The organism is Brevundimonas sp. RM1 (assembly GCF_052907225.1).
Genome location: NZ_JBRERY010000001.1, coordinates 77,471 through 95,642, shown reverse-complemented (window position 1 = coordinate 95,642; position 18,172 = coordinate 77,471). Strand labels below are relative to the sequence as shown.

Genomic DNA, 18,172 nt, shown 5'->3' with positions numbered 1-18,172 from the left:
GGGGCCGACATGGTTTAGATCGGCAGGACCAGCGGAACTATCGCCTCCGCGCCCCAGCCGTACCCGTCGCCCCACTGGGCCACGGCGACCTTGGCTATGGAGCCGACGCCGCCCGGAAAGTCCGCCGCGACCTCGACCGCGCTGTAGACGGCCGCCAGCCCCTCGACCTCCCAGATCCGGCGCACGACGGCCCCGTCCAGCACCCGCACCCGGAACCGTCTCGGATCGACCTCGACCGGCTCGCCCTCCCAGCCGTCGCCGTCCTGCCGCACGCGCGGCAGCCAGTTCAACCGCCATCCGCCGCCTTCTGGGCTCGCCTTCAGATGCGCCGGTCGCCACGGCGCCGCGTTCCGGTTGCTCCAGGCGAAGCTCACCTCCGTCGTCCCCGTCCCGCCCGGCGGCGAACCCACAGGCCCCGCTCGCCAGACCCGCGGCAATCCGCGCTCGACCGCATCGACCTGGGCCCGCGCCATGCCGCGCTCCAGCACGACGACCAACGCCCCCGGCTCCGCCCCGCGCGCCGCCGCCTCTTCCGTCCCCTGCTGCCCGCGCAACAGGCCGCTCAGCCGCCACACGTCGCCGCCGATCAGTTCGGCCCGGCGGAACTGCGCCAGCTCCCACCCGTCCGCACTGCGCACCGCCAGCAGATTGGCGCCCGACAGCACCGCCTCGACCGCCCGGCTCTGCGGCGCCTGCCCCTCGATCCGCACGCTCAGCACGCCCGTCTCGTCCCAGCGCCCGACCACGCCGGGCCGCAGCGGCGCCGTCAGCGTGCCCACCGTCGCGGGCGTCTTCACCACCGCCCTATGCGTCAGACTGTCGACCGAGACCCCGCCATGCAGCGCCATCGGCGTCCACGGCTCCGCCGCCGCTGCGACCACCGGCCGCCCGTCCGCCTCCTCGCCCGGCAGCGGCGGCAGGTCCAACAGCATCAGGAACGGGGCCCCCGGCGTTCCCGCGCCGCCGCCGTCTCCACGCCAATCCTCGGGCGCGTCCACAACGACCACCTCAACCATCGGGGTCAAGGTCGCGCTGGGCGTCTCATCCCAGTCCAGCCGCTCGACGCGCCAGTCGCCCGCACGGCCCTCCACCGCCGTCACATCGCCCGGCTCCAGCCTCAGCGCCTCCAGCGGCCCCAGCTTCAGCGTCAACCGCTCGGCCGCCTCGCCCTGCAACAGCCGCTGCGCCGCCGCCGTCGCCAGCCCGGTCCCGACTACGGCGGGCAGCGCCGCGTCCACGCCGCCGCCCTCGCCGTCGCCGCGCACCGTCACCGCACCCAGCTGATAGTCCGCCGCCTCGTCGATGAAGCGCAGCCGCGCCGCCCCCGGCCGAGGCGTCAGCCGACGATCCGCCGCCTCGCTCCCGCCCTTGTCGGGCAGGGCCAGCGCCGCCTGATGCAGCGTCATCTCCCGCGCCGTCTCGCCCAACACGGCCACCCGACCATCCCGCTCGGCCGTCGTCGCCCCCAGCGCCTGCACCAGCGGCGACAGCGCATCCTTCGTCGCCATCGGCCGGTCGATGACATAGCCCGTCACCCCGCCGTCCACCCCCCCGACCGTGAAGTCCGTCTCCGCCAGACCGCCTCGCTTCAGGATCGCCTCGATCAGCCCGCGCGCATCGCCGCCCATCCGCCCGTTCAGCCAGTGCCCCGTGCGCCAGGCGCCCGCGTCCGCCCACACTTCACCCAGCGCCGGAAACGCCGGATAGGGCCGCGCATCCCAGCACCAGACGTCCGCACCCTGCAGCATCGGCCCGCCATAGACGCCCGAGATCGGATTGTTCGCCGGCTGTGCATAGTGCCCCAGCACCGCCTCGATCAGCCGCCGCTGCATCCGATCGTCGCGCGTCCCGGTCGAGTGCGGCGGCAACGCGTTCTCGCTGCTCTTGGGGTCCTGGAACAGGTTGGGCGCATTGCCCCCGCGATCCACCGCCGCACAGCCGAACTCGGTCAGCCGGATCGGCTTCATCCCGGGAACCCAGTCCGTCGGCGCCGCCTGCCGCACGCCGCCCACGCGCTCATGATGCCGGTTCGACCACCAGCCCTTCAGATCCTTATAACGCCAGATCCAGTCTTCGCCGTGGGCGCCGTCCGTGATCGCCGTGCGCCGCTGCGCCGCCCGATCCGCCGCGCCGGCGTAGAACCAGTCATACCCCTCGCCGCCCGCGACCTGCGCCGCCAGATAGGCCGGGTCCGACGGCCCTTTGAAATCTTCGGCGTCCCGCCCGCCGTCGCCGCCGCGCCAGTCGCCCATCGGCGGATACCAATCGATGCCGACGTAATCGATATTCGGGTCCGCCCACAAAGGATCGAGGTGAAACCGAACCTCTCCGTCCCTCTGCCAGCCGAAATACTCCGACCAGTCGGCGGCGTAGCTCAGCTTGACCCGCGACCCGACCACCGCCCGGCACTCCGCCGCCAGCGCCCGAAACTGCGCCACCGCCGGAAAGCCCCCGTTCGCATCCCGCGTCCAGGTCAGCCCCCGCATCTCCGAGCCGATCAGCAGGCCGTCCGCCCCCTCATCCGCCGCCATCCGGGCATAATGCAGCGCCAGCCGCCTCAGCCCCCAGCCGTGCCGAACAGGGCCGCGACCTCAACCGCCGCCCCCGCCCCGTCCGTCCCCGCGATCCGCCCCCGCCACGGATAGCCGGGGCAGTCCATGAAGACGAAGGGATACAGCGTCACCTCCAGCCCGCGCGCCTTCAGCGCCCGGATCGCCTGCCGCACGCTCTGATCCGACGGCGTCCCTCCATAGGCCGGGCCTTCGCCGCCCTCTCCGTCTTCGACCCGGCTGATCAGATGCGCGTCCGCGCGCGTCATCCCCGCCACGCCCCAGACCAGAGGCTGTGTCGGCTTGTCCCGCCGCTCCACCCCCGGCCGGATACGGCAATGGCCCATCCGCACGTCATCGCCGAACCAGCCGACCACCAGACTGACCCGCTTCAACCTCGGCGCCTGCGCCGTCAGCTGATCCAACGAGGCCTCCAGGTCCGTCTGACCCGCCGTCAGATGCACGTTCTCCGGCGTGGACTTCGCCAGCCCCTCGCGCCGCATCACCGGCTCGGTCGCCAGGCAGAACTCTCCCGCGCCGGGGATCAGGCACACGCCCTCCAGCCGGTCTTCCAGCTGCGGCGCCGCCCCCTGCGGCCGCCGGAACACCTCGAACGCCAGCTGCGGCGGCCGGTCGCCATAGGCGTCCAGCGGCAGATCCTCGAACACCACATAGGCCGTACCGCGATAGGCGGGCGCCCGCCCCTCCACCGCCTCGATCAGCGGGTCGGGCGTCTGATCCTCGGTCCCGCGATGCAACCGCATCGTCACGCCCGCCATATCCATCGGCTGCCCGTCGGCCCACACCCGCCCGATCCCGTCGATCGCCCCCTCGCACAGGGCCACGGCGAAGCTCAGCGAATAGGCGTAGTCGACCGTCTTCTGGCCGCCCTTGCCGCCCGACCGCTTCTCCTTCCTCTCCAGAAAGCGCGCGGCCCAGATCACCTGGCCGACCACCCGCGCCCTTCCGAAGACGCAGGCCATCGGCGCCCCCTCGGCCGAGGACTGCAGTTTCAGCCCCTCCAGCCTCGGCCCGACCTGCCGCGCGGGCGACAGGCCGGCGACCAGCCAGTTATCCGCCGCCCGCCCCAGAACCCCGCCGATAAAGCCCCCGATCGGTCCGCCCAGCGCCGACCCGATCCCGCCCAGAACGACCTGCGCCATGCCTGCTCCTTCTTAGAAATTCGGCCAGCGAAACGCCGCGACCAAACGCCTGCGCCACCACGCCCCCATCCAGCTTTCGACCACTGACCGCCCCCAATAGGCGTGGATCATCCGCCGCTCCGGCCCTTCGACCGCGCTCAACACGGCGCAATGCTTGGCCGGACAGCGCGCCGCCATGCGGAACAGCAGCACATCGCCCAGCCCCGCCTGCTCCGGCGCGATCTCCACCAGCCGCCGCCGCGCCGCGGCCCACAGCGCCTCCTCGCCCCCGACCTCGGCCCAGTCGGGACGATAGGGCGGCGGCGCCTCCGGCTCCTCGCCGACTGCCTCGCGCCACACCCCGCGCACCAGGCCCAGACAGTCCGCCCCCTCGCCCTTCACGCTGGCCTGATGTCGATAGGGCGTCCCCAGCCACCCCCGCGCCGCCGCCACGACCCGCGCGCGCCGTTCGGCATCCCTCATCGCCTGCGGCTCCGGCCGTCATTGCGTCCCGCCGCAGGTCGCGCCGTCAGGAAATCTTCGCCCGGAATGTCCGGAAAGCCCTGGAAATTGACCCCGTTCCCGAACACCCCCGTACAGGTCGCCCACCGCTTGTCGCGGTTGCGCCCCGCGACCGCCGCCGCATCCAGCCCGCACCGTCCATCGCCCAACACCGCGTCGCAGCCCCGGCCATAGGTCCGACCGACCACCCGCTCCAGCGCCGCCATCGGCCCGTCCAGATCGGCGACGAAGCGCCCGTTCTCACGCCGTATCCGCGCCAGCCTTCCCTTCCACAGCCGCACCCTCAGGTCCGGCCGCATCCAGTCCACGCGCCACAGCTCGACCTCGGCGGCGTCATACCGCCCCGCCGCTATGTCTTCTTCGGTGATCGCCGCATCATCCAGCCCGCCCGACGCCGACAGCGCACCCGCCGCCAACCCGACCTCGCCGTCGCCCGCCCCGCCGGTCCAGCCGCTGGCCGCCCGGCACGCCACGCCCTCGACCTCCAGATCGCGGTCATGGTCGGTGAAACCCATCGCCCGCCCGTCCGCCCGCCTCAGCAGCCAGACATGACATAGCGTCGCCGCCCCGCTCTCGATGCGGGCGGCCAGTTCGTCCGGAACATTCCGCATGGCTCAGACCCGCACCTCGATCAGCGGCATGGCGACCATCCGCCCGGCGCCGAAGCTCTCCAACGTCACCTCCATCCGGTCCGCGTCGAACCGCACCGGCACGTCAAAGGCGAAGCCCGCCGTCACCGCCGCGCCCTGCGGCGGCGGCGTCGCCAGCATCACCCGCCCCGTCGTTGTCTCCAGATTGAAGGCCGCCGTCTCCACGCCCGCCACGGCCACCCGCACCGATCCCTCGACCGGCTTGGCGATGAGGCGTCGATGATCGCCATAGGCCTTGCTCAACTGAAAGACGCGCGCCTGCCCGTCGCCCGTCCCGATCGCCTGATCCAGCGGCGTCACCGCCGCCCCCGGCGCTCCGCTCCTGAAGTCCGCGAAGTCGCGAAACCGGAACCCGTGCAGCCGCCCGCGCCGCGCTTCGAAAAACGCCGTCAGCGCCGCCATATCGTCCAGCGACCGCAAACCCGCCCCGATCAGATAGCGCCTGCGCCCGTCCGCCCAGGGCGTCGAGCGGCGCTCGAACCCTGACGCCAGCGTCGTGATCTCCGTCCTCCGCTCGACCCCGCCGGTCGAGCCGAACGCCAGCCGCGCAGGCAGGCGCACCTCATGAAAGGCCATGCGTCCTCGCTACTTGATGTGGATTGCGTCCCGTCGCGGGACAGATTGCGAACGTTTCGCGAGAAACTTCACCCGACGGCAGTCTTCGGGTTGTCCGAACGGCCAGGCTCAGCCATGCTTTCGTCACAACACGGCCAGGCCGGAAACAAGACAGGAGATCCGCGTGCGCGGCGAAATTCTCAGCTATGACGACGTCTCGGGCACGGGCCTGATCAGCGGCGACGACAGCATCCGCTACGGCTTCACGCGCGCGGACATCCAGGCTGGCGGAACCGTCGCCGTCGGCGCTCGCGTCGACTTCGTGCCGGAAGGCATGGAGGCGACCCAGATCATGATCCTGGCCTCCACCGCCCCCGCGGCGGCCTTCGGCCAGGCCGCCGCCTCGTCGACGGGCGGCGCCCCGCTCGGCGCCTATGACTTCGCCACGGCCATGCTGTCCTTCAACGGCCGCCTGCGCCGCCAGCATTTCTGGATCAGCTGGCTGATCCTGCTCGGCGCCGGCGTGGTGCTGGGCTGGATTCCCATCCTCGGCGGCCTGATCTCGCTCGGGCTGATCTGGCCGAACCTGGCCATCACGGTGAAGCGCCTGCACGACATGGGCAAGTCGGGCTGGTTCGCCGTCATCCCCTGGGTCGCCAACATCATCGGCTTCTTCATGATCATCGGCGCCGTCGGCACCGCCATCATCACCAACCCGCAGGCCTTCGAGAGCGAAGATCCCTCCGTGGCCCTGTCCATGCTGGGCTCCATGATGGGCGGCCTCAGCATCATGCTGCTCGTCGGCCTGGGCTTCCTGCTCTGGATCGGCATCTCCGACAGCCAGAAGGGCGACAACAAGTTCGGCCCCAATCCCAAGGGCGAATAATCGACCCATCGGTCTGCAAAGGGACGCCTCCGGGCGTCCCTTTTTTGTTGGCGCTGTCGTTCGACGCACAGCCCCTCCCTGCTTAAGCGCCGCTAGCCGCGCGCGCCCAGCGCCGTCGCCCGCGCCAGCATCCGTGCGATCTGCGTCTCTGACCGCAGCAACCCCTCGGCCCCGCCGTCCACCGTGACGTTGACCGTCACTCCGGTCGCGCCGCCCAACGGCTCGATCGTCCCCGCGCCCGACGGACGGAACACCTCCGGCCCGCGCTCGCCGACCAGATAGGCGCCCCCGCCCATCACCGGCCCGCCGTCCGCCCGCGCCCCGCCGAAACCGCCCAGCGCCGCCGCTATCGCCCCCGCCAGCCCGCCCCCGCCGCGCGCGCCCGCCGCCGCATTGACCACGTTCAGCACCGCCCGCGCCAGTTCGGCCAGCGTCACCTCTCCATCCGCCGCCGCCCGCGTCAGCGACCGCGTCAGGCTGGCCCCCGCGCGCCCGAAGGCGTCCTCGATCGAGGCCGCCGCCCGCTCCGCCGGCTCTTTCAGCGCCTCCAGCGCCGCCGCGGCCTCCGCCGCCTTCACCGGCACGGCGTCGATCCCGTCCGGTCTGAAACCATCAGTCATCCGGCCACCTCTCCTGCATCCGCTCCAGTTCGCCGCGCCCCAGCGGCGCGGCCTGAGCCGGCCCCGCCGTCAGCATCCGCCATTCCTTAAGCGACAGCCGCCAGAAGCCCTCCGGCCCCACGCCCATCCGCGCCGCCGCCTGCATCATCTCCGCCCATTGACGGTCTTGGGGCGTCATCAGGCGGCCGCCGCAAAAGCCTTCGCCACCGCCTCCGCCGCCTCGCGCGGCTCGACCGGCGCCGTCGCCAGCCCCTCCGCCAGCGCCGCCTCGCCGCCACCCCGCAGCAAGGCCGCCAGCACCACCATCAGATCGCGCGCCGACAGCGCCTTCATCCGCTCGGCCAGCGCCGCCATCCCGGCGACGCCCAGCCCCGTCTCGATCTCGGCCAGCGCCCCCAGCGTCAGACACAGCTTCCGCTCCGCCCCCGCCAGCCTCGCCACGACCTCGCCCCGCACGCCGTTCACCATCACAGCGCCGAGAACGTCACTTCGCCCGCGCTGGCCAGACTCAGCGCAAAGCTGGCCTCGCCCTCATGCTCCCCGGCGTATTCCAGCGCCGCCACCAGGAACGGCCCCTCCAGCACGCCGAAGTCCGGCACGATCAGCCGCCATGTCTTCGCCGCCTGCTCGAAGAAGGCCTCGCGGATCAGGGCGTCCGACGCCGCGTCGCGAAAAATCCCCTGCCCCGACACCGCCGCCGACTTCACGCCCGCCCCCGCCAGCAGTTCGCGCCACCGCCCGGCGCTGTCGCTGTCGGTCGCGTCCACCGTCTTGGCGTTCAGCGAGATCGTCCTCGCCCTCAACCCCGCCACCGTGATGAAGGCGCCGCCCGCGCCCTCGATCTTGAGCAGGATGTCCTTGCCCCGTTGTGCGCTCATCTCAGATTTCCTCCGTCACGGCTCTCAACCGCATCACCGCCCACGCCCGCTTCAGATCCGCGCTGCGGAACAGGTCCGTAAACGTCACGCCCAGACTGACCGCCCTCACTCCGTCCGCCTCCAGCGGCGCATCGGCCAGCCGCGCCCGCACCGCCGCCGCCACGGCCCGCGCCTCCTCCAGCCCCCTGAACCGACTGGCGCAGGTCAGGGTCAGCCGCTGCTCCACCCCGCCGCCGTCGGCGTTCAGCGGCCGGCTCTCGCACCGTCCAATCACCAGATGCGGAAACCCCGCCCCGGACGGCGCTTCGTCCCAGACCCGCACCGGATCGCCCAGCAGCGCCTGCAACGCCCCATCACCGCCCAGATGCGCGATCAGCGCCTTCGCCAGCGCCCCTTCATGATCCTTCATCGCGCCCGCTCCAGATCCAGCCGCACCCGGCCCGCCGCCTTCGGATCGGCCTCGATCCCGACCACGGCCCAGTCCGCCCCGCCGAAGCGCACGACCAGCCCTTCCTCCAGCCTCGAATCGGCCCGCACCGTGGCGCTCAGCGTCTCCACGCCGCGCGTCACGCCCGCTTCCGTTCGCTCGCGCCGCCTGCGCGCGCCCAGCGCCAGCCACAACGACCCGACCGGCTCATAGCTGACCACCTGCCCGCCATAGGGCGTCTGCGCCGCCACCGGCCGCACCAGCGACGCCACCACCTTCATCGCGCCCGCGCTCACAGCCGCACCACGCGATAGGGCGCGATCCACCCCTCGACCGGCGCCGCGCTCATCTCGCCGTCGCCTCGCTCATAGGCGCGCATCACCAGCATCATCACCGCCAGCCTCAACGGCGCCGCAGAGGTCGAGGTCAGGCTCAGGCCCACCTCCCCCTCCACCCGCGCCTTGGCGGCGTCGATCAACGTCTGGATCAGCCCGTCCTCCGCCTCATGCTCGACGCGCAGGAACAGCTTCGCCTCCGTGAGGCTCACGGGTGCGCTCATACAAATCTCCAATGTTCTGCTGCCTTCTCCCCTTGGGGGAGAAGGTGGGCGCCGGAGGCGCTCGGATGAGGGGAAGGGTTCAACAGACGACCGGCTGACCGAGAGCGCGCCGCCCCCGTCCCCCTCATCCGTCTCGCTGCGCGAGCCACCTTCTCCCCCGCAGGGGAAAAGGAAGCCCGTCATCGCCCTTACGAGGCCGCGAACTTCATCAGCTTGATCGCGTCGAAGTTCTGCACCCCGCCGCCGACACGCTTGGTCGTGTAGAACAGCACATAGGGCTTGGCCGAATAGGGATCGCGCAGCACCCGCACCCCCGCGCGATCCACGATCAGATAGCCGCGCGCAAAGTCTCCGAACGCGATCGACAGACTGTTCGCCGCCACATCCGGCATCGTCTCGATCTCAGTGACCGGATAGCCCAGCAGACTGGCCGTCTCGCCCGGCCGCGTCGCCGGCGACCAGACATAGTTCCCGTCCGCGTCCTTGAACTTGCGCACCGCCGAGACCGTGCGCCGGTTCATCACGAAACGCCCGTTCGGCCGATACTGGGCCTTGGGCGCATAGATCAGGTCGATCAGCTTATCGACCGGACTGGCGCTGGCGAAGGCGCCCGCCGCGCCCGACGCCACCGTGCCGATTTGGCCCCAGGTCTGCGTCCCCTCGGTCGCCGTCGCATAGGCCAGGAAGCCCTTGGGCTTGTTCACCCCGTCGCCGCTGACGAAGGCCGCCGTCTCCTGCGCCGCGAAGGCGTCCTCAACCTCGGCCGCCAGCCATTCGTCCAGGTCGATCAGGGCGTCGTCCAGCAGGGACTGCGTCGCCGCCGGACAGGCGTAGAGATCCGCCGACGAGAACTCCAGCAGCGCCAGCGTCGCCGGGTCCGTCTCCGGCCGCGCCGCCGTCTCGGCCACCCAGCCCGCCTGAACACCCGCCGTCGACACCGGCTTCCTGAACACGCCCGAGCCGACCGTGCGCACCGTGGCGATCTCGCGCATCGGCGACCCCGCCATCAGACGTCGCTCGATGGCCCGCTCCGTCTCCGGCGGCACGACATAGCCCGCCGAGTTCGACGCCGACGACAGCCCCGCCTTCAGCTCCAGCCCGTGCGCCTGACCCGACTTCATATAGCCGTCCCACGCCGCCTTGGCCTCCGGCGCCGCGACCACGGCGGGCGGCTCGGCGCCCAACATCGGACGGCGGCTCTCGCTCAGCGCGCGGTCCATGCGCGCCTGCGCCTGAGCCACCGCCTGATCGATGCGCGCCACCTTCTCCTCCAGCAGCGCATCGGCCGAAGCCTTCTTCTCGATCTCGTCCAGACGGGCGTCATTGGCCCCTTTGAACGCCTCGAACGCGGCCATCATCTCATGCATGGCGGCGCGCGCCTCGGGATGGCCCGAGACGGTCTTGATCTCTTTCATGGTCTCTCCAGAAAAATGCGCGACCGTCCTGCGGCGCGCCGTCAACCGGGCCAGGCCCGGAACTGGTGCGATCCTTCGTGCATCCGGGGAACCGTGCTACGCCGTCCTCGGATCAAGGGATGGATCAATGTTCAAGATCGCCGTCGCCGCCGTGTCTGCGGTTGGGCTCATGTCATGCACGGCGCATGACGCTTCGGCTCAACGCCCCTCCGCCGCCTCGTCGTCAGAGACGCCGCGCCTCTCGCCGGGCCAGGGACGCCTTTCGGCCTACACCTCGATCAATCTGCGGATGTTCGAGACCCTGGGCGCCTGCGAGCATCTCAATCGCGACAGCGCCGGCGATCAGGCTTTCGCGGCGCACCTCCATCGCCACGCCCCGACCGCCGATCAGGCCGAACGCCGCGCCCTCCGCGAAGCCTATGACAGAGGCCGCAGCCCCGCCGTCGCCTCGCGCCAGACGCCCGAAACCTGCGCCATCGCCCTGCGCGGCTACCGCCAGGAAACGCCCGAACTGCACGGCCGCCGCGATGATCGCCCCCTCGCCTCGCCCAAGCTCTGAACCATGCGGATCGTCTTCCTCTACGGCCCCGTCGGCGCGGGCAAGCTGACCGTCGGCCGTGAACTGGCGCGCCTGACTGGCCTGCCGCTGTTCCACAACCACTTCGTCGTCGACGCCGTCGGCGCCGTGTTCGACTTCGGCTCCGAGCCCTTCATCCGCCTGCGCGAAGCCTTCTGGCTCCAGACCTTCGCCGAGGCGGCCCGCGCCGGGCGCTCGCTCATCTTCACCTTCGCGCCCGAGGCCACGGTGGACCCCGGCTTCCCCGCGCGCGTCCAGGCGGCGATCGAACCGTTCGGCGGCGCCGTGACCTTCATCGCCCTGGCCGTCTCGCCCGAGGAACAGGAACGCCGGATCGTTCAGCCCAGCCGCGCCGCCTTCGGCAAGCTTCAGTCGGTCGAGTTGCTGCGTCGTCTCCGCGCCGACTTCGACGCCAGCCTGGCCGCCATGCCGCCCGCCGACCTGATTATCGACACCGAGGCCTGCTCGCCGTCCCAGGCCGCCGAGCGCATCGCCGCCCATCTGGCCGACCGATAGGTCCGCTACGACTTCCTGCGGTTCAGCTTCACCAGGCCGAACCCCACGGCGAAGCCCAACAGCAGGCCTATGGCCATGTTGTCGATCAGCGCGCCCAGGATGATGCCTCCGCACACGCCCAGAACAAAGGTTCCGCCGCTCTTCTTGTCCATCGCCCGCTCCCGCCTTGCGAAGGCCGCATCAGCCTTCGCTGGGCCGAAGTCGTCAATCTGTTTTCGCTCTGAACCGCGCGCCCGGCAGCATCGGAAACGTCACCAGCGACACCTCCCACAACTCCGCCCGGCTCAGCACCCTCAAGCGCCCGTCGCGCCGCGCCTTCATCGCCCGAAAGCCGATCGACAGCCCGTCCAGCGCCCCAGCCCGCGTCAGGGCGGCCGCATAGCGGGCCTCGGCGGACCAGTCCTCGATCCGTCCCTCGACCCACAGGCCGCGCTCGTCCTCGACCATCCGGTCCCAGACGCCGACCACCGCGCGGCTCTCGTGCTGATGCAGCATCCGCACCCCGCCCGCGCCGGTCTTGGCCAGACTGTCCGCAAACACCCCGCGCGCCGTCACGTCGCCGTTCAGATCGGCCACGCCCCACAGGGAGGCGTAGCCCTGGATGGCCAGCGCCGCCCCCGCACGGCCGGTCGTCGCCATCACTTCCCCTCCAGCTGTCGTTCGATCCGCTCGACCGCCGCGCGCACGGCCTCGCCCTGGGCCTCCAGCCGCGCCAGCCGCTCGGCGACCAGCCTCTGCTCGTCCACCCGCTGCTCCAGAGTCGCGATTCGCGCCGCCGCCCCGCCCGCCCACACCAGACCGCCGACGGTCTGCACCGCCAGGGCCGCGATCAGGGCGACGGGAAACTTCCTCGCCTGATCCGTCATTCGCCCACTCCCGCCATCCGGCGCCGTTCCTCGTCGGTCAGGAAGCTCGCCGCATTCAGCCGCGCCCACAGCGCATCCCGCTCGACCTGCAGGGCCGGAACCGCATCCAGATCCGGCTCGATCCGACAATCGACGAACCGCCCGCCCAGCCACCCCGTCATCGCCCCCGCCGCCTTCCTCACCAGCGGGATCACCGTCCCGCGCCAGAAAGCGGCATTCGCCTCGCGATAGTTGGCGTAGGTCGCATCCCCGGGAATCCCCAGAAGCTGCGGCGGCACGCCAAAGGCCAGGGCGATCTCCCGCGCCGCCGCGTGTTTGCCCGCGATGAAGTCCATGTCGTGCGGCGTCAGACTCATCGGCTTCCAGTCCAGCCCGCCTTCCAGCAGCAGCGGCCGCCCGGCGTTGCGCGCCCCCGCGTGGGCCTCGCCCAGCTCCGCCTTCAACGCCTCGAACTGATCCGCCGTCAGCCGCTCCCCGTCCTTGGCGCCATAGACCAGCGCCCCCGACGGCCGCGCCGCATTGTCCAGCAGCGCCTTGTTCCAGGCCCCCGACGCATTGTGCACGTCGATGGCGAAGGCCGCCGCCTCCAGAGGCGAGAACCCGTAGTGATCATCCGTCGGGTGAAACAGCTTCAGATGCATGACCGGCGACCAGCCGTCGCCATGCCGCGCGATCCGCACCGCGCGCCCGCCGACCGCATACTCATAGGCTTCCGGCCACCCCGCCCGCCCCGGCACCACCTTCACCCGGTCCGGCCTCAGCGCCCACAGCTCGTCCGGCGCCCCGTCGCCATCAGCGTCTCCGGTCGCCTCGACATAGGCGTTGCCCGCCGTCTGCAGCGCGCCGTACAGCGCCTCCATCAACTCCCCGCCCGACTGCTCGGGATTGGGCTTGTCGATCAGCCGCGCCAACGGATGATCCGCTGTACGCACGCCCCCGACCATGACCATGAGCGGCGTCGAGGCCGCCGCCTCCGCGATCATCCGCACGCAGCGATAGGCCACGGCGTTCTTGCCGAAGCCTTCGTCCGCCAGGTGGGCGTAGTCGCGCGGCGTCCACCGGGGACGGCCAGCCGAAGTCAGGGCGATCAACGGCCCCGCGCGGCTATCCTTGATCTCGGGCGCAGCCATGCGCCGCCGACCGAACGGTCGTCGCCAATCCATATGGTTCTCCATGATCTCTTCCCCTTCTCCCCTTGTGGGAGAAGGTGGCAGCCCTCGGGCTTGACCCGGGTGCTGACGGATGAGGGGTTGCGCCGCCGCTTGCCCCTATCCGACGGTCGCCGTCGCAAAACCCCTCATCCGTCCGGCTTCGCCGTCCACCTTCTCCCACAAGGGAGAAGGACCAGATCACAACGCCCGCAATCTCGGCTGCGTCTTCCCGGCCAGCAGCAGGTGCGTCAGCGCCCAGACCAGCGCATCCGCCCGATCCGGGCTCTTGCCCCCCGGCGCCTCGCTCCCCAGCGCCATCATCTCTTCTTCCAGCGCTGGAAACGCGCCGCAGTGAACCACCAGCCCCTGCTCGTACAAGGCCGCAACCGGCTCCGCCCGCGCCTTCTTCGACCGGCTGGCGTGGACCAGCCTCACCTGCGCCGGACAGTCCGCCTGCCCCAGCAGGCTGCGCACCATCTCCCCGCCCTGATTGGCCTCCGCCAGCACCAGATCGGCCTCGAATTCCCGCGCCGTCTCGGCTGCGCGCCGCGCCCAGCCCGCAGGCGACAGCCCCCGCATCGAGCGATCCGCCAGCACATAGCCCGTCCTATCCTTTCGCCCCGCCGCCACGATCCCGCAGGCGTCGCCGTGGGCGCTGGCGGGCGGATCGACCGCCACCACCACCCGCTCGAACTTCGCCGGACGGCTTCCCCGCGCCCGCGCCAGATCCTCGGCCCGGAACAGGGCGCCGTCGGCCTCGACCACCAGCCCCTCCATCTCCTGCGCCTCCAGCCGCGTCCCGGCGTAGAGCGCCTGCAGATGCCCCAGAAACCCCGGCGCCAGATTGTCCGCATTGTCCTTGGTCGCCAGCCGCGCCTTCACCACCCCCGGCTCGGCCAGCAACCGTCTCAGCGCCGGAATCGGACGCGGCGTCGTCGTGATCGCCAGCTTGGGATCCGCCCCCAGCCGCAGCCCGAACCTCAGGTTCGACAGCGTCGCCTCGATGTTTCTCCAGGCGCAGAACTCATCCGCCCAGGCCGCATGAAACTGCGGCCCGCGCAGGCTGTCCGGGTCTTCCGCCGAAAACGCATAGGCCGCCGCGCCCGATGGCCAGACCAGCCGGCGCCGCCCCGCCTCCCAGCGCGGCCGGTTGTCGCCCGGCGCCTGCGCCTTCAGCCCCGACGGCCCCTCGACCATCACCTCGCGCACGTCGTGCAGCGCCGGACCCACCAGGGCGAAGGTGCGATCCTTCGCCTTGGCCAGCTCATTCATCCAGAACCCGCCCGCGAAGGTCTTGCCCGACCCGCGCCCGCCCAGCAGCACCCAGGTCCGCCAATCCGTATCAGGCGGCGGCCAGACCTGATCGTCGTTCAGCCTCGGCGTCGCCCTCAGCAACCGCAGCAGCTCCTCGCGCGTCGCCTGTTCCAGCCGCTGCTGCGCCAAACCCCTTGCGCTCGGCGACCCCGAGAAGATGATCGAGACGAGACTGCAGCTCTGCCCGCACGGTCCGTTCTTCATCGTCGGTGATGTCACGATCGTCTTCGCTCATTCCGTCCTCTTCAGGGTCGCGAGGCTTTCGAGGGGGCGAGGCCGCCAAGGCCGCCACAGCCTTGGCCGTGCGGGCCAGCACGCCGATGGCGCGCCCCCGCTTCTCGGCCTCGGCCACGTCGGCCGGCGGTTCTGCGGCGGCCACCACGGCGATCGCCTCGTCGGTCAGCTGCATCAGCCGCCCCAGCGCATCGTCCAGCCATTCGGCCACTGCCGCCGCCCGCCCCGCCTCTTCCCCTTTTCCCGCCATGACCGAACCATAGCGGACCAGCGTCCTCAGGCTGGCGAACAGCCTCCAGAACCTCGCAAAGCCGGGAATTTCCTGGGATCGGCGCCCCCGGCTGCGATAGCCGGGACGAGATGGCCTTCGCCTATACCGCCATCGCGGGCGGTTGGTCGCAGGACAGCCACCGCGTCAGGGCGGCGGCCAGTTCGGCGATCTGGATCGGCTTGGCCAGGTGGCCGTCCATCCCCGCCTCCAGACAGCGCACCACCTGCTCCGACTGGACGTTGGCCGTCAGCGCCAGGATCGGCGTCCGTCGCCCGGTCCCGGCCTGCATCCGGCGGATTTCGCGCGTGGCCTGCAGCCCGTCCATGACCGGCATGTGCACATCCATCAGCACCAGGTCATAGGCGCCCGAATGCACCGCATGGACCGCTTCGGCGCCGTCGGCGACGGCCTCGACCTCCAGCCCCAGATTTCTCAGGATGGCGCTGACCAGTTCACGGTTCGCCGCCGCGTCGTCGGCCATCAGCACCCGCCCGCCGATCGCAGAGTCGGCCGCCTGTCCCTGACGCGTCTCGACCGCATCGTTCTCGGCCTCGGCCACGGCCAGCGGCGCCTCGAACCAGAAGGTCGAGCCCTGTCCCGGCGTGCTGTCCACCCCGATCTCCCCGCCCATCAGTTCGACCAGACGGCGCGAGATCGCCAGCCCCAGCCCCGTCCCGCCATAGACCCGCGTCGTCGAGGCGTCGGCCTGGGTGAAGCGATGGAACAGTTCGCTGATTTTTTCAGGCGGTATGCCGATGCCGGTGTCGCTGACCGCCGCCCGCATCCGCCACAGGCCGCTCTCGTCGAACCGTCCGTTCAGCGTCAGCGTCACCTCGCCCCGCGCCGTGAACTTCACCGCATTGGACAGGAAGTTCAGCATCACCTGGCGCAGCCGCCCCTTGTCGCCGGTCAGGCGCGCAGGCGTATCGGCGGCCACCACCACGCGCAGGATCAGCCCCTTGAGCGAGCACTGGCTCTCGATGATGGCGGCGGCGCCGTCCACCAGGGCCCGCGTGTCGAACGGCTCGGGGTCCATCTCGATGGCGTCGGCTTCCAGCTTGGAATAGTCGAGGATGTCGTTGATGACGCCCAGCAGGGCCTCCGACGCCGTGGCGATGCGCTCGACATAGATGCGCTCTTCCGGCGGCAGATGCTCCGATCCCTGCAACAGGCCGGAAAAGCCGATGACGCTGGTCAGCGGCGTCCGCAGTTCATGGCTCATATTGGCCAGGAATTCGCTCTTGGCCTGCACCGCCGCCTCGGCGGTCTCCTTGGCCTCCAGCACCTCGGCCTCCAGCGTCTTGCGCTGGGTCATGTCGCGGATCACCACCACCACGTCATCGACCTGGCCGTGCTCGTCCTTCAGAGCCTTAAAAGTGCATTCGACCCAGACGGTCTCGCCGTTCTTGTGCACCGCCCGGTGCTCCAGGCGGGTCGGCTCGCCGGTCTTCACCGCCTTGCCGATGGCGCCCAGCACCAGATGGCGGTCCTCGGGGTGGACATAGTCGGTCGACTGGCCGCTCATCTCCTCGTACGTCCAGCCCAGAAGCTGCTGGATCGCCGGCGAGATGTATTTGCTCGACCCGTCCATCTTGACCCGGGTGATGACGTCGCCGGTGTTCTCGGCCAGCAGGCGATAGCGCCGCTCATTGGTCTGCGCCGCCCGCAGGAGCCGCTCGCGCTCGGTCACGTCCTGCAGCACGCCGAACAGGGCGATCACCCGGCCGGTGGCGTCCTTCTCGGTCGCCCCCTCGGCCGCCACGACGCGCTCGACGCCGTCGGCCCCGACCAGCCTCAGCTTGAAGGTATAGCCCTCGCCCGTCTTCAGCGCCCGCTCGACCAGGCGCTGAATCTCCGCGCGGTCGTCTTCGTGATAGTGGCTGAACACGTCCTCCAGCTTGGGCGAGAAGGCGCCCGGCGCGATCGCATGGATGCGATAGATCTCGTCCGACCAGGTCACGGCCCCCGTCGTGATCTCATAGCGCCAGCGCCCGACCCCGACCATGTCCTCGGCCAGCCGCAGCGTCTCCAGACGCGCCGCCTCCTGGCGCATGGCCTCGGCGTGCTCCATCAGTTCGCCCGCCAGGCCGGCCAGTTCGCGGATCAGCCGCAGCTCCGTCTCCGTCGGCGCAGGACGCGGGTTGACGTCCATCACGCCGATGGCGCCCGCCGGACGGCCGTCGCCCGCGCATACCGTGGCCCCCAGGAAGAAGCGCACCCGCGGTTCGCCCGTCACCATCGGATGATCGCGATAGACCGGATGCTCCAGCGCGTCCTCGACCGCCACCACCGCTTCGGGCCCCAGGCTCGCCAGGGCGTGGCTGACGCTGCTCATGCGCGGAATGCTGATCTCATCCAGCCCCACGCCGGACAGAAAGACGGCGCGGTCCTCGTCCAGCACGGTGATCATGGCGTGAGGCGCGCGGAACGCCGCGCAGGCGATCGCCGTCAGCCGGTCAAACGCATCCCGCGCGCCGGTCCTCGCCCTCTTTTGTGCTGCGACAATGCCCATCTGCCCCCGTCCTACCCCCCTGCGGACGAATTATTCGTTAGCAGAGCCGCGTTCGCCCATCCACTCCGGAGCCTCGAACTCCAGCGCGTCCTCCGGCTCCTTCAACGCCAGCTCCGAAACCGTCTGGCGCCGCACCGAGACCCCGGCCGTATGCACCGTCTCCGGGTCGCCGGACACCAGCGGGTGCCACCAGGCCAGCGTCCGCCCTTCATGCAGCCGACGATAGGCGCACGACAGAGGCATCCACTTCAGCCGCTCGATGTTGTCCGGCGTCAGCTGCACGCAGTCCGGCACCTCAGCCTGGCGCCGGGCGTAGTCGGTGCAGGTGCAACGGTCCGGGTCGAACAGCTTGCAGTGCACCCGCGTCGGGATGATCTGCCCCGTATCCTCGTCCTCGAAACGGATGACGCAGCACAGGCCGCAGCCGTCGCACAGGCTCTCCCACTCGGACGGAGACATCTCCGCCAGGGTCTTGGTTTCCCAGAAAGGCTTGGGCGAGGTGGAATTCATGGGCGCGGCTATACGCCC

22 protein-coding genes and 1 pseudogene are annotated in these 18,172 nt (G+C 70.8%); 3 read left to right on the top strand and 20 right to left on the bottom strand.

Annotated features, from left to right (window positions below):
- Window positions 1-14: 14 nt before the first annotated feature.
- The 4 genes and pseudogenes from ACU5AP_RS00500 to ACU5AP_RS00485 form a co-directional block, all read right to left on the bottom strand.
- Window positions 15-3,712 (bottom strand): annotated as a pseudogene (locus ACU5AP_RS00500) (baseplate multidomain protein megatron).
- Between the two features lie 12 nt (window positions 3,713-3,724).
- Window positions 3,725-4,174 carry an NlpC/P60 family protein gene (locus ACU5AP_RS00495; RefSeq protein ID WP_128720542.1) on the bottom strand — a complete coding sequence of 150 codons (450 nt, stop codon included), beginning with the start codon at window positions 4,172-4,174 and terminating at the stop codon, window positions 3,725-3,727.
- Window positions 4,171-4,824, bottom strand: coding sequence for a DUF2163 domain-containing protein (locus ACU5AP_RS00490; protein WP_446680660.1), 654 nt, complete (start codon window positions 4,822-4,824; stop codon window positions 4,171-4,173). Before ACU5AP_RS00490 ends, ACU5AP_RS00495 begins: the two co-directional genes overlap by 4 nt.
- Before the next feature lie 3 nt (window positions 4,825-4,827).
- Window positions 4,828-5,439 (bottom strand): phage distal tail protein, Rcc01695 family, encoded by a 612-nt coding sequence (locus ACU5AP_RS00485; RefSeq protein WP_396487642.1) that lies wholly within the window; start codon window positions 5,437-5,439, stop codon window positions 4,828-4,830.
- Between the two features lie 163 nt (window positions 5,440-5,602).
- Between ACU5AP_RS00485 and ACU5AP_RS00480 the strand changes: the two genes are divergently transcribed.
- Window positions 5,603-6,304 carry a DUF805 domain-containing protein gene (locus ACU5AP_RS00480; protein WP_446680659.1) on the top strand — a complete coding sequence of 234 codons (702 nt, stop codon included), beginning with the start codon at window positions 5,603-5,605 and terminating at the stop codon, window positions 6,302-6,304.
- A gap of 92 nt (window positions 6,305-6,396) precedes the next feature.
- On the opposite strand, the gene ACU5AP_RS00475 is transcribed toward ACU5AP_RS00480, so the two are convergent.
- The 8 genes from ACU5AP_RS00475 to ACU5AP_RS00440 all read right to left on the bottom strand — a co-directional run bounded on the left by ACU5AP_RS00475 (window position 6,397) and on the right by ACU5AP_RS00440 (window position 10,203).
- Entirely contained in the window at window positions 6,397-6,924 is a 528-nt protein-coding gene (locus tag ACU5AP_RS00475; protein ID WP_446680658.1) for a phage tail tape measure protein, read from the bottom strand.
- Window positions 6,917-7,102 carry a phage tail assembly chaperone gene (locus ACU5AP_RS00470; protein WP_040345944.1) on the bottom strand — a complete coding sequence of 62 codons (186 nt, stop codon included), beginning with the start codon at window positions 7,100-7,102 and terminating at the stop codon, window positions 6,917-6,919. The genes ACU5AP_RS00475 and ACU5AP_RS00470 overlap by 8 nt, the downstream gene beginning before the upstream one ends.
- Window positions 7,102-7,392 (bottom strand): GTA-gp10 family protein, encoded by a 291-nt coding sequence (locus tag ACU5AP_RS00465; protein WP_088410139.1) that lies wholly within the window; start codon window positions 7,390-7,392, stop codon window positions 7,102-7,104. The genes ACU5AP_RS00470 and ACU5AP_RS00465 overlap by 1 nt, the downstream gene beginning before the upstream one ends.
- A complete protein-coding gene (locus tag ACU5AP_RS00460; protein ID WP_446680657.1) occupies window positions 7,392-7,802 on the bottom strand; it encodes a phage major tail protein, TP901-1 family in 411 nt (136 codons plus the stop codon). The genes ACU5AP_RS00465 and ACU5AP_RS00460 overlap by 1 nt, the downstream gene beginning before the upstream one ends.
- A 1-nt stretch (window position 7,803) precedes the next feature.
- Window positions 7,804-8,211 (bottom strand): DUF3168 domain-containing protein, encoded by a 408-nt coding sequence (locus ACU5AP_RS00455; protein ID WP_446680656.1) that lies wholly within the window; start codon window positions 8,209-8,211, stop codon window positions 7,804-7,806.
- A complete protein-coding gene (locus ACU5AP_RS00450) occupies window positions 8,208-8,525 on the bottom strand; it encodes a phage head completion protein (protein ID WP_446680655.1) in 318 nt (105 codons plus the stop codon). Before ACU5AP_RS00450 ends, ACU5AP_RS00455 begins: the two co-directional genes overlap by 4 nt.
- Window positions 8,522-8,788, bottom strand: a complete 267-nt coding sequence (locus tag ACU5AP_RS00445; RefSeq protein WP_128720548.1) for a head-tail connector protein — start codon at window positions 8,786-8,788, stop codon at window positions 8,522-8,524. Before ACU5AP_RS00445 ends, ACU5AP_RS00450 begins: the two co-directional genes overlap by 4 nt.
- A 188-nt stretch (window positions 8,789-8,976) precedes the next feature.
- Entirely contained in the window at window positions 8,977-10,203 is a 1,227-nt protein-coding gene (locus ACU5AP_RS00440) for a phage major capsid protein (protein WP_446680654.1), read from the bottom strand.
- A gap of 127 nt (window positions 10,204-10,330) precedes the next feature.
- On the opposite strand from ACU5AP_RS00440, the gene ACU5AP_RS00435 reads away from it, so the two are divergent.
- Both ACU5AP_RS00435 and ACU5AP_RS00430 read left to right on the top strand, forming a co-directional pair.
- The gene (locus ACU5AP_RS00435; protein WP_446680653.1) at window positions 10,331-10,762 is read left to right on the top strand and encodes a hypothetical protein; all 432 of its coding nucleotides are present in this window, start codon (window positions 10,331-10,333) and stop codon (window positions 10,760-10,762) included.
- A 3-nt stretch (window positions 10,763-10,765) separates the two neighbouring features.
- Window positions 10,766-11,296: a shikimate kinase gene (locus ACU5AP_RS00430; protein ID WP_128720551.1), complete on the top strand. Its 531-nt coding sequence runs from the start codon at window positions 10,766-10,768 to the stop codon at window positions 11,294-11,296.
- 5 nt (window positions 11,297-11,301) lie between these two features.
- Here ACU5AP_RS00430 and ACU5AP_RS00425 read toward each other — a convergent pair whose 3' ends face one another.
- From ACU5AP_RS00425 to ACU5AP_RS00390, 8 genes are all read right to left on the bottom strand, one after another.
- Window positions 11,302-11,448, bottom strand: a complete 147-nt coding sequence (locus ACU5AP_RS00425; protein ID WP_003165818.1) for a hypothetical protein — start codon at window positions 11,446-11,448, stop codon at window positions 11,302-11,304.
- A gap of 52 nt (window positions 11,449-11,500) precedes the next feature.
- Window positions 11,501-11,935, bottom strand: a complete 435-nt coding sequence (locus ACU5AP_RS00420; protein ID WP_128720552.1) for an HK97 family phage prohead protease — start codon at window positions 11,933-11,935, stop codon at window positions 11,501-11,503.
- Window positions 11,935-12,162 carry a hypothetical protein gene (locus tag ACU5AP_RS00415; protein WP_128720553.1) on the bottom strand — a complete coding sequence of 76 codons (228 nt, stop codon included), beginning with the start codon at window positions 12,160-12,162 and terminating at the stop codon, window positions 11,935-11,937. The genes ACU5AP_RS00420 and ACU5AP_RS00415 overlap by 1 nt, the downstream gene beginning before the upstream one ends.
- Window positions 12,159-13,337 carry a phage portal protein gene (locus ACU5AP_RS00410; protein ID WP_128720554.1) on the bottom strand — a complete coding sequence of 393 codons (1,179 nt, stop codon included), beginning with the start codon at window positions 13,335-13,337 and terminating at the stop codon, window positions 12,159-12,161. The genes ACU5AP_RS00415 and ACU5AP_RS00410 overlap by 4 nt, the downstream gene beginning before the upstream one ends.
- A 174-nt stretch (window positions 13,338-13,511) precedes the next feature.
- Window positions 13,512-14,756 carry a DNA-packaging protein gene (locus ACU5AP_RS00405; RefSeq protein WP_446680652.1) on the bottom strand — a complete coding sequence of 415 codons (1,245 nt, stop codon included), beginning with the start codon at window positions 14,754-14,756 and terminating at the stop codon, window positions 13,512-13,514.
- Window positions 14,656-15,111: a hypothetical protein gene (locus tag ACU5AP_RS00400; RefSeq protein WP_128720555.1), complete on the bottom strand. Its 456-nt coding sequence runs from the start codon at window positions 15,109-15,111 to the stop codon at window positions 14,656-14,658. The genes ACU5AP_RS00405 and ACU5AP_RS00400 overlap by 101 nt, the downstream gene beginning before the upstream one ends.
- Before the next feature lie 121 nt (window positions 15,112-15,232).
- Window positions 15,233-17,644 carry a PAS domain-containing protein gene (locus ACU5AP_RS00395; protein ID WP_128720556.1) on the bottom strand — a complete coding sequence of 804 codons (2,412 nt, stop codon included), beginning with the start codon at window positions 17,642-17,644 and terminating at the stop codon, window positions 15,233-15,235.
- A 30-nt stretch (window positions 17,645-17,674) separates the two neighbouring features.
- A complete protein-coding gene (locus tag ACU5AP_RS00390) occupies window positions 17,675-18,154 on the bottom strand; it encodes a YcgN family cysteine cluster protein (protein WP_128720557.1) in 480 nt (159 codons plus the stop codon).
- Window positions 18,155-18,172 lie beyond the last annotated feature (18 nt).

What these genes read in the sequence shown, in the direction of transcription:
- ACU5AP_RS00425 (WP_003165818.1), bottom strand. Translation starts at nt 11,448, where the DNA reads ATGGACAAGAAGAGCGGCGGAACCTTTGTTCTGGGCGTGTGCGGAGGC.
- ACU5AP_RS00440 (WP_446680654.1), bottom strand. Translation starts at nt 10,203, where the DNA reads ATGAAAGAGATCAAGACCGTCTCGGGCCATCCCGAGGCGCGCGCCGCC.
- ACU5AP_RS00420 (WP_128720552.1), bottom strand. Translation starts at nt 11,935, where the DNA reads ATGGCGACGACCGGCCGTGCGGGGGCGGCGCTGGCCATCCAGGGCTAC.
- ACU5AP_RS00430 (WP_128720551.1), top strand. Translation starts at nt 10,766, where the DNA reads ATGCGGATCGTCTTCCTCTACGGCCCCGTCGGCGCGGGCAAGCTGACC.
- ACU5AP_RS00390 (WP_128720557.1), bottom strand. Translation starts at nt 18,154, where the DNA reads ATGAATTCCACCTCGCCCAAGCCTTTCTGGGAAACCAAGACCCTGGCG.
- ACU5AP_RS00400 (WP_128720555.1), bottom strand. Translation starts at nt 15,111, where the DNA reads ATGGCGGGAAAAGGGGAAGAGGCGGGGCGGGCGGCGGCAGTGGCCGAA.
- ACU5AP_RS00460 (WP_446680657.1), bottom strand. Translation starts at nt 7,802, where the DNA reads ATGAGCGCACAACGGGGCAAGGACATCCTGCTCAAGATCGAGGGCGCG.
- ACU5AP_RS00495 (WP_128720542.1), bottom strand. Translation starts at nt 4,174, where the DNA reads ATGAGGGATGCCGAACGGCGCGCGCGGGTCGTGGCGGCGGCGCGGGGG.
- ACU5AP_RS00410 (WP_128720554.1), bottom strand. Translation starts at nt 13,337, where the DNA reads ATGGAGAACCATATGGATTGGCGACGACCGTTCGGTCGGCGGCGCATG.
- ACU5AP_RS00465 (WP_088410139.1), bottom strand. Translation starts at nt 7,392, where the DNA reads ATGGTGAACGGCGTGCGGGGCGAGGTCGTGGCGAGGCTGGCGGGGGCG.
- ACU5AP_RS00455 (WP_446680656.1), bottom strand. Translation starts at nt 8,211, where the DNA reads ATGAAGGATCATGAAGGGGCGCTGGCGAAGGCGCTGATCGCGCATCTG.
- ACU5AP_RS00490 (WP_446680660.1), bottom strand. Translation starts at nt 4,824, where the DNA reads ATGCGGAATGTTCCGGACGAACTGGCCGCCCGCATCGAGAGCGGGGCG.
- ACU5AP_RS00395 (WP_128720556.1), bottom strand. Translation starts at nt 17,644, where the DNA reads ATGGGCATTGTCGCAGCACAAAAGAGGGCGAGGACCGGCGCGCGGGAT.
- ACU5AP_RS00470 (WP_040345944.1), bottom strand. Translation starts at nt 7,102, where the DNA reads ATGACGCCCCAAGACCGTCAATGGGCGGAGATGATGCAGGCGGCGGCG.
- ACU5AP_RS00475 (WP_446680658.1), bottom strand. Translation starts at nt 6,924, where the DNA reads ATGACTGATGGTTTCAGACCGGACGGGATCGACGCCGTGCCGGTGAAG.
- ACU5AP_RS00485 (WP_396487642.1), bottom strand. Translation starts at nt 5,439, where the DNA reads ATGGCCTTTCATGAGGTGCGCCTGCCTGCGCGGCTGGCGTTCGGCTCG.
- ACU5AP_RS00435 (WP_446680653.1), top strand. Translation starts at nt 10,331, where the DNA reads ATGTTCAAGATCGCCGTCGCCGCCGTGTCTGCGGTTGGGCTCATGTCA.
- ACU5AP_RS00415 (WP_128720553.1), bottom strand. Translation starts at nt 12,162, where the DNA reads ATGACGGATCAGGCGAGGAAGTTTCCCGTCGCCCTGATCGCGGCCCTG.
- ACU5AP_RS00445 (WP_128720548.1), bottom strand. Translation starts at nt 8,788, where the DNA reads ATGAGCGCACCCGTGAGCCTCACGGAGGCGAAGCTGTTCCTGCGCGTC.